Annotated in this window: 8 protein-coding genes; 3 read left to right on the top strand and 5 right to left on the bottom strand. The window is 71.2% G+C overall.

Annotated features, from left to right (window positions below; all coding sequences use genetic code 11):
* Nucleotides 1-156: 156 nt before the first annotated feature.
* Together ENKNEFLB_RS03865 and ENKNEFLB_RS03870 are read left to right on the top strand one after the other, a co-directional pair.
* A complete protein-coding gene (locus tag ENKNEFLB_RS03865; RefSeq protein WP_214057984.1) occupies nucleotides 157-2,364 on the top strand; it encodes a hypothetical protein in 2,208 nt (735 codons plus the stop codon).
* A gap of 327 nt (nucleotides 2,365-2,691) precedes the next feature.
* Nucleotides 2,692-3,966, top strand: coding sequence for a hypothetical protein (locus tag ENKNEFLB_RS03870; protein WP_214057985.1), 1,275 nt, complete (start codon nucleotides 2,692-2,694; stop codon nucleotides 3,964-3,966).
* On the opposite strand, the gene ENKNEFLB_RS03875 is transcribed toward ENKNEFLB_RS03870, so the two are convergent.
* The 3 genes from ENKNEFLB_RS03875 to ENKNEFLB_RS03885 all read right to left on the bottom strand — a co-directional run bounded on the left by ENKNEFLB_RS03875 (nucleotide 3,963) and on the right by ENKNEFLB_RS03885 (nucleotide 8,651).
* A complete protein-coding gene (locus ENKNEFLB_RS03875) occupies nucleotides 3,963-4,739 on the bottom strand; it encodes a hypothetical protein (protein ID WP_214057986.1) in 777 nt (258 codons plus the stop codon). The genes ENKNEFLB_RS03870 and ENKNEFLB_RS03875 overlap by 4 nt on opposite strands.
* A gap of 152 nt (nucleotides 4,740-4,891) precedes the next feature.
* On the bottom strand, nucleotides 4,892-6,181 hold the full coding sequence (locus tag ENKNEFLB_RS03880; protein WP_214057987.1) for a hypothetical protein: 1,290 nt from the start codon (nucleotides 6,179-6,181) through the stop codon (nucleotides 4,892-4,894).
* 1,042 nt (nucleotides 6,182-7,223) lie between these two features.
* A complete protein-coding gene (locus ENKNEFLB_RS03885) occupies nucleotides 7,224-8,651 on the bottom strand; it encodes a hypothetical protein (protein WP_214057988.1) in 1,428 nt (475 codons plus the stop codon).
* A gap of 244 nt (nucleotides 8,652-8,895) precedes the next feature.
* Between ENKNEFLB_RS03885 and ENKNEFLB_RS03890 the strand changes: the two genes are divergently transcribed.
* Nucleotides 8,896-9,831 (top strand): sulfotransferase family protein, encoded by a 936-nt coding sequence (locus ENKNEFLB_RS03890; protein ID WP_214057989.1) that lies wholly within the window; start codon nucleotides 8,896-8,898, stop codon nucleotides 9,829-9,831.
* Between the two features lie 16 nt (nucleotides 9,832-9,847).
* Here ENKNEFLB_RS03890 and ENKNEFLB_RS03895 read toward each other — a convergent pair whose 3' ends face one another.
* A complete protein-coding gene (locus ENKNEFLB_RS03895) occupies nucleotides 9,848-10,747 on the bottom strand; it encodes a hypothetical protein (protein WP_214057990.1) in 900 nt (299 codons plus the stop codon).
* A gap of 352 nt (nucleotides 10,748-11,099) precedes the next feature.
* Nucleotides 11,100-12,395 (bottom strand): hypothetical protein, encoded by a 1,296-nt coding sequence (locus tag ENKNEFLB_RS03900; RefSeq protein WP_214057991.1) that lies wholly within the window; start codon nucleotides 12,393-12,395, stop codon nucleotides 11,100-11,102.
* Between the last annotated feature and the right edge of the window lie 265 nt (nucleotides 12,396-12,660).

The raw sequence follows: 12,660 nt of genomic DNA on the forward strand, positions 1-12,660 counted from the left end.
TGCCGTCGAGCGGCTGCGGGACGTCGCGGGGGACCCCCGGCCCTTCCGACCGGACCCACTTCTGAAAGAACGCCGTCCTCGGTCGCCAGGGCGCGGTGGTCTCCGTACGCTGGGTGAGCGTGGCCCTGTCGCCTCGGGGTCCGGGGGGGCACCACCATGACTGTTATTAAGAATGCCTGTCGTCAGGCCACCGTGATCGTCGCCGCGGGGGCGGTGGCGGGAGCCGTCTGCCTCGGCCTCGCGCCACCGTCCGGCGCCGCGGAGCCCCACCCCGAGGTGGTGACGACCAGCTCGTCGCCGGCGATGCCGCGCCTGGTCGCCAACGGCGCGGTGGCCCAGCCTCATGTCGACGCGTTCGCCGCCCTGGGCGGGACCATGTTTGCCGGGGGTGCGTTCGACCGGGTCGAGCAGGGTGGACGGGAGACCGCACGCACCCACCTGATGGCCTTCGACCGAGAGACCGGTGAGCTGTCCGACCGCTTCACCCCCAGTCTGGCCGGCGGCCAGGTCTGGGCGCTCGCGACGGACCCCGCCACCGACTCGGTCTACGTCGGAGGCAAGTTCACCACCGTCGACGGCGCGTCCCGGCCCGTGCTGGCCAAGCTCGATGCGAGCACCGGCGAGCTGGACACCCGGTTCCGACCGCGTTTCAAGGACGGGCAGGTCAACGACCTCGAGCTGGTCGCGACCGGGGGCGTCACCCACCTCGTCGTCGCCGGCAGCACCGGACGCAAGGTGATGTCGTTGAACCCTGCCACCGGCCGGGACGACGGTTGGATCACGACGTCCGTCACCGACCAGCTCCCCGGGTCGTGGGGCACCGTCACTGCTCACCGGGTGGCGGTCGACCCCAGTCGGACCCATCTCGCGGTCACGGGCAACTTCCGGCAGGTCGACGGCCAGGCGCGCAGCAAGTTCTTCATGCTCGACCTGACCCCCACCTCGACGTCGCTGTCGCCGTGGTACTACCCGGGCTTCGCGAAGAGGTGCGCCACGGAGACGCCCCGACGGGTCGCGAACCTGCAGGGGATCGACTTCTCCCCGGACGGCACCTCCCTCACGGTCGCTGCCACCGGGCAGATCCCGGAGGAGAAGGACGACATCTGGTATCACCGGCTCGGCGACGCGAACCGCCCCGACACCAGCGTCTGCGACGGGATCGGGCGCTTCAGCCTGGCGGACCCGACGAAGCCCGAGTGGATCAACTACACCGGGGGCGACAGTGTCTGGGAGGTGAGCGACACCGGGGCAGCGGTCTACGTCGCGGGGCACTTCAAGTGGCTCGACAACCCCGACGGTTACGCCAGCATCGGGACCGGCGACCGCACGTCCGGTGCGCCGGCGACGAGACGGAGCGCCATCGGGGCCATCGATCCGACCACCGGACTCGCGAACTCGTGGAATCCCGCGCTGGGGCGGACGAAGATCGGTGGCAAGGTCCTCCTGGCCGACGCCGCCGGCCTGTGGGTCGGCAACGACGCGACCACCTTCGCCGGCGCCCCGCGCCGCGGCCTGGCCTCGGTGCCCCTGCCGGCCCCGCCGGTTCCCGATCAGGTGGTGTGGGCCGTGGGCGAGTCCTGCGAGGCTGGCGACCCGGTGAGCGACGAGCGGTGTGCGCAGGTGGGGCGGCTGATCGCCGACGACACCGAGACCACCGCCGTGCTCGGGCTGGGCGGCCTGCAGGCGCCCCAGGGCTCCCTGGCCGACTACCAGCAGTACTACGACCCGGCGATGGGCAACGGTCCTGGGTTGTACGCCCGGACACTCCCGGTTCCCGGCGACGAGGACTACCTCACCGCCGGTGCCGCCGGTTACTTCGACTACTGGGGTGCGCGCGCCGGCGACCGGACCGGTGGTTACCACGCGACCGACGCCGGGGCCTGGACCCTGGTGGGCGCCAACTCCAACTGCCCCCAGATCGGTGGCTGCGCCCCGAAGCAGCCCCAGGGCGTCTTCCTCAGGAGTGAGCTGCGGGACGCGGCGTCCACCTGCGAGGTGGTGTTCGCCAGTCGGCCGGCCCTCTCGGACGGCGTGCTGGGGGACCAGCGATTCGGGCAGGTCCTGTTCAACCAGTCCTACTCCAACGGGGCCGATCTGATCCTGTCGGCCCACGACACTGGTTATCAGCGCTTCGCCCCGAGGCTGCCCGACGGCAGTACGTCGGCCAGTGGGCTGACGTCGATGGTGGTCGGCTCCGGTGGGCGTGCGTCGACGGAGTGGCGGACGGGACCCCAACGCTCCGTCTACCGGCAGAACGAGCAGCTCGGTGCACTTCGCCTCGTGCTCTCCGACGGCAGCTGGAGCTCGGAGTTCGTCAGCGTCTCCGGCGAGGTTCTGGACACCGCCTCCGGCACCTGCCGCTGACCGGCCCGCCGACGCGGGTCGAGAGCGGGTGAAGAGGAGTGACTCAAGACCCCCGCCAGGGACTTTCGACCCCTCAGGCAGGCACGTGATCCGAAAGAACCCGGCCTCAGGTCGCCAACTCCAGTCCAGTTGCCTACGCTCCGGATGGGTCCTGGGGTGTCCGGGATCCGGGGGGGGGGGGGGGGGGGGGGGGGGGGGGGGGGGGGGGGGGGCGACACCATGCATCTCAAGACAGCGCTGCGCAACACGATCACGCTCACGGTGGTCGGGGCCGCGTGCCTCGCTTCCGCCTCGCCAGCGGGGGCGGCAGAGCCACACGCTGACGTCGTGACCATCCGTGCTTCTGCGGTCATGCCGCGCCTGGTCGCCACCGACACGTTGCCCAACCCGCACGTCGACGCCCTGGCGGTCCTCGGCGACACGATGTTCGCCGGGGGTGCCTTCGACCGGGTCGAGCAGGGCGGGGTCGAGGCGCTGCGCACCCACGTGGTGGCGTTCGACCGCGGGACCGGCGAGCTGTCCACGCGGTTCACGCCGCGCCTGGCCGGCGGCCAAGTCTGGGCGCTGGCTACGGACCCCGCCACGAGCTCGGTCTACATCGGGGGCACGTTCACCAGCGTCGACGGCGTCGTCCGGGGTGCGGTGGCGAAGCTCGACGCGACGACCGGCGCACTGGACACCGGTTTCCGGCCCGCCTTCCGCAAGGGGCAGGTCAACGACCTCGAGCTGGTCGAGGTGGGCGGGGTCAAGCACCTGGTCGTCGCCGGCAACCCAGCACGCAAGGTGACGTCCCTCAACCCGGCGACCGGGAGGGACGACGGGTGGATCACGACCTCCGTGACCGATCAGCTCCCGGGCTCGTGGGGCACCGTCACCGCCCACCAGATAGCCGTCGACCCCAGTCGGACCCATCTCGCCGTCACGGGCAACTTCCAGCAGGTTGACGGTGAGGCACGCAGCAAGTTCTTCATGCTCGACCTCGCGCCCACCTCGACCTCGTTGTCGCCCTGGTACTACCCCGGTTTCGCCAAACCGTGCGCCACCCAGGCGCCCCGGCGCATCGCCAACCTGCAGGGGGTCGACTTCTCCCCGGACGGATCATCCATCACGGTGACCGCCACCGGGCAGATCCCGGCCGAGAAGACCGACATCTGGTACGCCCGCCTCGGTGACGCGAACCGTCCCGACACCAGTGTCTGCGACGGGATCGGGCGCTTCAGCCTGGCGGACCCGACCAAGCCCCAGTGGATCAACTACACCGGCGGTGACAGCGTCTGGTCGGTCAGCGACACCGGAGCGGCGGTCTACGCCGGCGGTCACTTCAAGTGGCTTGACAACCCGGACGGCTACGCCAGCATCGGCACCGGCGACAAGGTCTCCGGCGCGGCGGCCGCCAGGCGCAGTGCCATCGGTGCCATCGACCCGCGCACCGGGCTGGCGGTCTCGTGGAACCCTGGTCTGGGCCAGACCAAGATCGGTGGCAAGGCGTTCCTGGCCGACTCGGCCGGGCTTTGGATCGGCAACGACGCCGCATCGTTCGGGGGGACACCGCGTCGTGGGCTCCAGCTCGCGCCGCTCCCGTCTCCGGTCGCCGCCAACTAGCGGTGCCCCGGTCGTCCCGGGAGACCGAGGCGACCGGGAAGCCAGAAGCCGAGGTAGAGGTGGATGAGGATCCAGCCCCAGTACGCTTCCGCGGCGCGGTGCAGGTAGTCGATCCCGTGCTCGACCGGGCCGGAGAGGTCCGGCCGCACGGCGTACGCCGCTAGCAGTGCCACCGCCGCGAGAACGGCCAGGGAGGCGCACCAGGCGAGCCGTCGGGCGGGCCGGTCGGGCTGAACAGGGTCGAGGATGCTGCGGTCCACGATGTCGAGGCAGATCGGCGCCAGCACCAGGAAGCCGAAGGCCTCGGACTGCTCGAGCACGATCTCGGTGTCGAAGAACACGAGGACGACGGTCACCACGACGGCACTCCAGGCGAGCGGCCATCGGACCGGGCGCCGGAGGTTGACGTACAGGGCGGTGAGCCCGCCGGCGACCAGGGGCTCGGTCAGGGTCCGCACACCCGGCGGAAGCGTGGACTGCCGCAGTGCGATCGCGAGCCCCACGCAGACGACGGCGAACGCGCCGGCCACGAGCCACGAGCGCGAGGTAGGCGGCCGGTGGCGGCGGGCGACCTGGATGGTGGCTGCGACGATCACGGCGTAGAGGACGGACTCGCCGTAGTTGCCGAGCTGGGCGGCGAGGCCGCCGGGCAGGACGTAGGTGAGCAGCTTGGCCATGGTGACCACCAGGAGCCCGACGCACACGACGTAGAAGATCGCGCCGCGGGTTCGTGCAGACCACGGTGCCGCGGCGAACGCCGCCGCCGCCGTCATCGGGGACTGCCGGAAGAGGTCATCAGCGTGCTCGTCTCAGCCATTGAGGGTCCGGGGACCCGGGGACGGGGAAGGAGAACGGGCCCCACCGGCAGCGCGTCAGCGTGGTGACGCTCCGGTGGGGCCCGCTCTCTGTCAGACGTTCAGGACGGTCACGGCAGGGCCGCGAACCGGATCCCTCGCGCATAGCGACCGCCGAAGCGGGTGCCGTCCGTGGCGAACCAGACGCCCTCGCTGGTCGGCAGGATCTGGAAACCGCCGGACTGCTGGGGCATGACCGGGTTCCAGTCCAGCGCCATGCCGGTGTTCGGGTCCACGGCGCCACCGCCGAGGCGGCTGACGGCACCGGGGCCCGCGAAGTCGACACCGAACGGGTTGTCCAGCCAGCGGCTGTGACCCTGGACGTAGACGGCGGCACCGGTGACAGCGACCGACTTCAGCGAGTCGCCACCGCTGTAGTTGATCCAGGTCGGGCTGACCGGGTCCAGGTTGTCGGTCTCGAAGCGGGACACCGAGTCGCAGAGCTGCAGGCCGCGCTGGCCGTTCTGGTACATGAATCCGAAGGCGGCCACGGCGAACCAGGAGCTGCCCGGCGCGAAGTCCACGTCCTGCAGGTACGCCTGGGCGTTGGCGCGCGGCGAGGTGCAGTTGATCCCGTTGGGCTCGTAGTTCCACGACGAGAGCGTCGAGCCGGTGGGGGCGAGGTCGAGCATGAACATGCGCGGGCGGGCCTGACCGTCGATCCCGGTGAAGTTCCCGACCGCAGCAAGGTGCTGGCCGTCGTCGCTCACGTCGAACTTGAAGACCTGGGCCGCGTCGCTGTTGGGCAGCTTGCCCTCGACCGTGTGCTGGATGTAATCGGTGACGGCGCCGGTGTTCGGGTCCACCGACATGAGTCGGCTCCGGATGGTCCCGGCCACGATGAGCTGGCCGTCGACCAGCTCGAGGTCGCTGACCCGCCCACCCTTGAGCCTCGCGTTGAAGGCGGTGTCGAGCTGGCCCGTGGCGAGGTCGAGCTTGGCGAGGGTGGCGCGTGCGGTGCCGTTCACGTTGCGGAACGTGCCACCGATCCACACCGACGTGCCGTCGGACAGCGTTGACCACACGACGCCGTCGACGTTGGGCGCGAAGCCCTCGTTGAGCGCGCCGGTGGCGGCGTCGAAGGCGAAGACGTTGCTCCGCGAGTACTGCGTGCTCCGGCTGCCGTTCTGCACGGTCTTGAACCGGCCGCCCACGACCATCTGCGAACCGGCCTCGGCGATCGTGTTCGCCACCGCCTTCGGCTCGCCCGGGGTGTCGGCGACGTGGGGCACCCATCGCTCGGAGGTCGCGTTCACGACCGTGTCCTGGGCGTAGTTCGAGCCGTAGGCGCCGCCGGCGCCCACCGCCAGCATGCCGCAGGTCGCCGCGGCAGCGAGGCGTACCAGGGTCTTGCACTTCATGTCGTTCTCCCATGCAGGTCGAGGCCCGAGCCGGGCAGAGGCCCATCAGCGGGCACGGTGGAAGACTGCTCCGGGAATGGCGCCGAGAGGCCGCACAGGGCCCGATATCATCGAAATTAGGTACCGGCAAGGACAGGACGAGGGAGACGCGGTGTGAATCGCAGCAGCACCGCGAAAGAAGCCCGCCCGTCTCTGGTGATCTCCCGCCGCGGCCTCGCCCTCGGTGCCGCCCTCGGCCTCACCGCCTGCACTACCGGTGGCGACCCGCCGGCTGACGGCCCGAGCCGGCTCATGCCGGCGATGAGGCGTCCGGTCGAGCAGCTGGTCGCGGTGCGCGTGTTCCCGACCTACCGCACCGCGGTCTACGGCCGGCACGACGCCGTGCTCGGCCGTCTCGGCACCCTCGGGATCAAGCGCATCTCGCACAAGCTCAGCCCGTCCATGGACCCCGCGACGATCGCGTTCACCCAGCGCGCCTACCGGGAGCACGGCATCAAGTCCTGGTTCACCGTCGGCTCGCCCCGGGTGCCCCTCGGCGCCAGGGAGTGGGACCAGGTCGAGGGCCTCCTGACCGGCGAGCTGGCCGGGATGGTCGAGCGGTGCTTCGGGTGGAACGAGCCCAACCACGACCGCGGGGAGGACCGCTCACCGATCAGTGGCCGCAGCAGACGGCCGCCCACCAGCAGCAGCTGTGGTCGCGGGTGGCGCCGCTCGGCATCAAGATCGGTACCCCCCAGCTGTGGTCGGGCGACCTGGACACCCACGACGCCGACCTGGCCGTCCTGGCCCCGCTCCTCGAGGGCACCTTCGACCACGTCGGCTGGCACCTCTACCCCCGCGGCGACGTCGGGGTCGACCTGATCGAGCGGTTCGAGGCGACCTACCGCGACCTGCTCGGCGCGTTCCCGGTCATCTGCACGGAGGCCGGGTACCTGGACGCGGCCGACTACTCCGGCGGCGCGGCCAACCTCACGCCCACCCAGAAGGCGGGCTTCCTGCCGGAGCTGGTCGACGCCTACGTCTCCCGGGGGTACGGCATCTCCTACTTCGAGCTGCTCGACGACCCGGATCCGTCGGCGTCGGAGCGCGAGGCGAGCCTGGGGCTCGTCGAGTGCCCGGAGGTGGACCCGGCGACCTGGGTCGACAAGCCGGCGTTCGACGAGCTCGCGGCGTACCTCCGGCGCGCCTGAGCGACGTCGGCGTCAGGACGGGCGCTGTCGTCGTCCAGCAGCGCACGGCGGTAGGCCAGCAGGCCAGCGGCGACACCGAGCCCGACCCAAGACACCGGCGGGACCTGCCCGCCACCCGCGGTCATCAACCGGACGAGCGGCAGCACCAGCATGATGGCAGCCGGCAGCACCCAGACCGGCTCACGGTGCAGCCGGATGGCCAGCGAGACGAAGAGGCCGACCAGCAGGACGAGGACCACGGCGGCGGCGACCGCCCCGAACACGCCGGCCCGGAGCCAGCTGTCGAGCACGAAGTTGTGCGAGCTGGCGCTGACGGTGTCCACGCCGCCCATCACGGCGTTCGCCCGGATGTTGTCGAAGGCGAGCTGGTAAAGGCCGTCACGGGCCTGGTAGGAGCTGGTGTCCTGCGTGAACCGCACCCAGAGCACGGAGAGCACGCCGGTGAAGGCCAGCACCGCGGTGGCCACCGCGCCGACCGCGATCCCGCCCACCAGGCGAGGTGTGAGCCGCATCGCCAGGACCGCGCGGAGCAGTGCCAGGAGGGGCCACACGGCGAACGCGATCATCACCGAGCGGGACAGCGACAGCAGGATCAGGGCGGTCGCCAGCACCATCGACCCGAGGTAGAGCCGGTGCGCGACGACCGACCGGAACGGGCGCACACCGACGCAGGCGGCGGAGACCGTCATCGCGAGGAGGAGGGCGCCGAACACCTCGTGCCGGAGGTTCCCGCTGACCACGTCCTCCTCGAAGCCGAACCCGGTGAACGCAGCCCGGTAGAGCTCCTTCTGCAGGATCTCGGGGTCCGCCGCGGCGATGGTCTGGCCGAACACGGCCGCCGCGTTGACACCGTTCAGCGCCATCGAGACGGTCAGCGCGCCGACCAGGGACACCGAGGCGACCAGCGCCGCCCACCGCAGCCCGGCGACCGCGCCGCCGCTCCGGAGCGCCCGATACACGGCGGCACCCACGGCGACCGACACCGCGAGGTAGACCAGCTGCTCGACCGGTGGGCGCAAGCCGAGCCCGTGGTAGCCGTTCGCTCCGAGCCACACGACGTTCAGCGCGAAGTTGGCCACCACGAAGGCCCACGCCACGCGGAGCACCGGTTGGAACGCCCGGGAGGAGTGGGTGGCGAGGGTGAAGACCAGGAAGACGAACAGCGCGAGGAGGTGCAGCCGGATCCCGCGCACGACGACGAACCACTGCAGGGGCAGGACCGCGAGGAGCAGCAGCAGGGGCCACTTCATGAGGGCGTGCTCCTTCTTGGCGTCGGACACGGAGAGATGGGGACAGCGTTCCACGGGGACCCCGACGGGGCGAAGTCTTCGGTCCACCTGCCGGTGACCCGGAGCTGTCGCTGGTGAGCTGAGGGTTCTTTCCCTTGACGCTGCCGGCTCCTCTATCATCGCCAACAGTCGCGACGTCGCCTCGGAGGCGGGAGTGTCCAGTTCGCGTAGGTCCGCACCGGCGGAGCCATAGGCTGCCGACCGGTCGGCATCACCGTCGAAAGTTGGAGCTCACATGTCTGCTGCCGTCGAGGTGGGCCCGGACCTCGTCATCGCCGGCGCTGCCCGGTCCGGCACGTCCTTCCTGGCCTCAGTCCTCGGCCAGCACCCTCAGGTCGACCCGTGCGCGGTGAAGGAGCCGAACTACTTCAGCCGCGAGCACGACCGGGGGCCTGGGTGGTACGACGGCCTGTTCACGCCGCGCCGGCCCGGGAAGATGCGCCTGGACGCGAGCATGTCCTACACCTACGCCCACTTCCCGGATGCCCTGGACCACCTGGCCGACGCCGCGCCCGATGCCTTCGTGGTCTACGCCGTACGCCATCCGGTCGCCCGGCTGGTCTCCCACATGCAGCTGCACCGGGACTACTTCCGCAACGAGTCGGCGCGCACCCTGGGCGAAGCGCTCCGGAGCACCGACATCTACGCCGGCGCCAGCGACTACGCCCACTGGCTGCCGCGCCTGGAGAAGCACTTCGGGCCCGACCGGCTCCTCGTGGTGCCGTTCCCGGTGGTCACGAAGCGGCTCGACGAGCTGCTCCCGGTCCTGTCGGCTGCCACCGGCCTGGCCACCGAGCCGTTCACCGACGCCGGCGAGACCGCCGGTCGCCACCGCAACCAGGTGGTCGAGGTCAAGAGCTCGGGCATCCTCGCCGGGCGCCGTCTCGTGCGTCGGTGGGGGCTCTACCCCGCCCTGCGACGGACCCTGGGGCCCGAGCGGCTGCGCAAGGTCCGGGACTGGTCCACCCGGCCCGTCGAGACCGAGTCGGTGACGACCGCGCTCGCCACGTGTGATGACGAGCAGCATGGCCGGCTCGAGGAGCTCTACGCCTCCGCGCGGCTGGCGGCGGCCACCAGCCTCCGTGCCCAGGACGTCCGACTCGGGCTGTCCTGGGCTGAGGCGTGGGAGCAGGAGTGTCCTGCGCCCGGTGTTCGCGGGACCGACTGGTAGCCGGCGAGCATCAGGCCTAGTTGCCGGCCAGGTGCGCCTTCAGGGAGTGGTAGCCGGCCTTGGGGGTCCAGCTGGCAGGGTTCATGCTCGGGGTGTTGAACAGCCCGAGGTGCGCCTCGCGGTTCGCGCCGCTGGGATCCGGGTCGTTGAGCAGCTCGAAGTAGGAGATACCGTAGCCGCGCTTGACGTAGGAGTCGACCAGCTTGGGCAGGTAGTCGGCCTCCTGGGCCTCGGTGACGTTGATGGCGCCCCCGCGGTAGTTCGGGGCCGTGAAGTAGCCGGCCTCGGTGCACACGACGGGGAAGGTGCCCCCCAGGGCCGCACGATAGGTGTCCTCGAACCGGTCCAGCAGGTGCTCGCCGACGGTCCCTCGCGGGTAGAGGTGCCACCCGATGTGGTCGAAGTTCCCCCGGATGTGCGGAGCCAGCTTGAACAGATCGCGGTCGTGCCGGTCGAAGTCGCCGGACCACAGCTGCGGCGTGCCGACCTTGATTCCGAGCGGAGCCATCCGCGCCCAGAGCTGTGCCTGGTGGGCTGCGGCCTTGAGGTGCCAGTCGGCGGGCAGCGGGCTGCCGCCGCCGCGGACGTGGTTGGGCTCGTTCCACCCGTAGACGCGCTCCACCATCCCGGCCAGCGGGCCCTTGAGGACCCTGACCATCTTGTCCCACTCGGCGGGGCTGATCGGAACCCGCGGCTCGCCGACCGTCAGCCACGACTTGATGCCGTGCTCGAAGTAGGCGCGCTGCGTGAAGGAGATGACCGCCGCGCTCGAGGCGATCGCCGGGGTCAGCTTGTGGCTCATCCGCTTGATGCCGAGGTCACCCAGACGCTCCAGGACGGCGTCGTGCTGGCCGTAGACCTTGGTCCGGTAGGACGGGAAGACGCGAACGGCGGTCAGGTTCGTCGCCGGGTTCACCGCCGGACGGGGCCGACGGGGCCTGCGGCGACGCCGGGCCGCCACGGTCCGTGCGCGGAAACGCGTGCCGTTGGCGGCCGTGGCCGACGAGGCGACGGAGGCGAGACCGATCCCGCCGGCCGCAGTGATCAGTGCGCCTCGGCGGGAGACGACAGGGGTGGGGGGCGTGGTGCCGCTGCTGAAGGACATGGGGGGATGTCTTCCGGGGAGAGGGGGCGACGTCGGTGCGACGCCGTCACTCCCTCTATCGGCTCCCTACCCGACCGACTTGAAGGTCCGGCCCGGGACAATTTCACCCTCGAGACACCGATGACCGCAGAAGCGGCAGTGCCACCGCAGTGGAGAGCCGGGGTCAGAGGCGCACGGAGGTCACCCGGTGGTCGACCTCGACGTAGCGGACCCCTCCAGCGGTCTCCAGCTTCGCCCGTACGGTCGGGACGGCGATCGCGCGACGAGCAGACGAGTCGTAGCAGTCCCTCGCCCGACGCACGTGAGCGGTGACGGTGCCGTCCCGCTTCGCCGTCAGCGTGGCCCGCAGGTCGCTCGAGCCGCTGACCCTGAACCTGATCGGGGCGGGGGTGTGGGCCGGACCAGGGTCGGCCAGCGACGTCAGGAGCGTGCGCAGGCTGGCCACGATGGGCTTCGCCCGCCACGGCGGGCCGTCGCCGGTCCTGGTCGCGAACAGGCCGAAGTTGGCCTCGGGGTGGTCCTTGGCGCCGGCGTCCGGGTCGTCGAGCATCTCGAAGAACGCGGTCCGGCACCCACGGTCGACGGCCTCCAGCAGCGCGGACGGGCCGTACGCCGCAGCGACAGACTCCGGCACGGCCCGGGGCCCGCTGCGGCTGGCCACGGCATTGGTGTAGCCGGTCTCCGCGATCCAGATCGGCTTGCCGGGCCAGGTCCGGCGCAGCATCGAGAGCCGGTCGTCCATCAGGTGGTCCGGGTAGGACCCGCCCGGGTAGCGGTGGATCGCGCCGACATCCATGGTCCTCAGCAGTCCGCGGTCGGCCAGGCGCTGGTAGTCGGCCCGGACGGCCGTGTTGTCCTGCAGGGTGGGGCCGACGACGGTCACCCCGGCGAGACGCGGGTCGGCCTGGACGGTGTCCCAGATGACGCGCTGGATCCTCAGCGTGTCGGTCTCCCAGTTGGCGACCGGTCCGGTGCCGCGGTCGTAGTTCGGCTCGTTCAACCCCTTCACCGACGAGCAGACGTCGGCGGCGTTCGCCGCGATGTGACGCAGGGTGCGCCGGATCTTCTCCGAGGAGGTGCCCCGGCCCTGGACCACCACCATGTCCCACGTCAGCCCCAGGCGGCGGGCCTCGGCCACGACCTCGAGGGTCCGGGGCAGACCGGGGGCGTAGAGACCACGGAACGACGTGGCGCCCATGTCTGCGATCGCTCCCATCCACTGCTTGTAGAAGCGGTAGCCGGATCTCAAGAAGTTCGGTCGCGCGTTGACACCGAAGGCTCCCACCACGGCGGCCGACGACATCGGGCGCACCAGGGGCAGAGCGGCGGCGGCGGGGCCGGGCGCCGCAAGGACACCGGCGCCGGCTGCGGCTCCGAGCAGGGCGATCCTTCGGGAGGCGTACGGCGAGCGCGCCGAGCCGTTGGCGTCGGTCACGGCGGAGTCTCGGTGCGTGGACATTGGCAGACGTTAACCCGGACACGGGGTCGCGGCGCAAAACCCGGGACGTCGTCTTTTCCCGTTCGCCTGCGGCGCAGGGGGCCGACCGGCTACCATCCGGGCCCAATGATGGAGGAATGTCGGTGCGCGCGATGAGGCGGAGGGCGTCCACCGGCACGGGCCCGGCCACGGTGCGGTCGGCGGCCGAGGCCCTGTGGCCGGCATCCGGTGCGATCTCGCTGGCACGCCGCCCACGGGGGGCGCCCGGCGGGAGTGCGGCCGGCGG

The organism is Nocardioides aquaticus (assembly GCF_018459925.1).
Classification (GTDB): Bacteria; Actinomycetota; Actinomycetes; order Propionibacteriales; family Nocardioidaceae; genus Nocardioides; species Nocardioides aquaticus.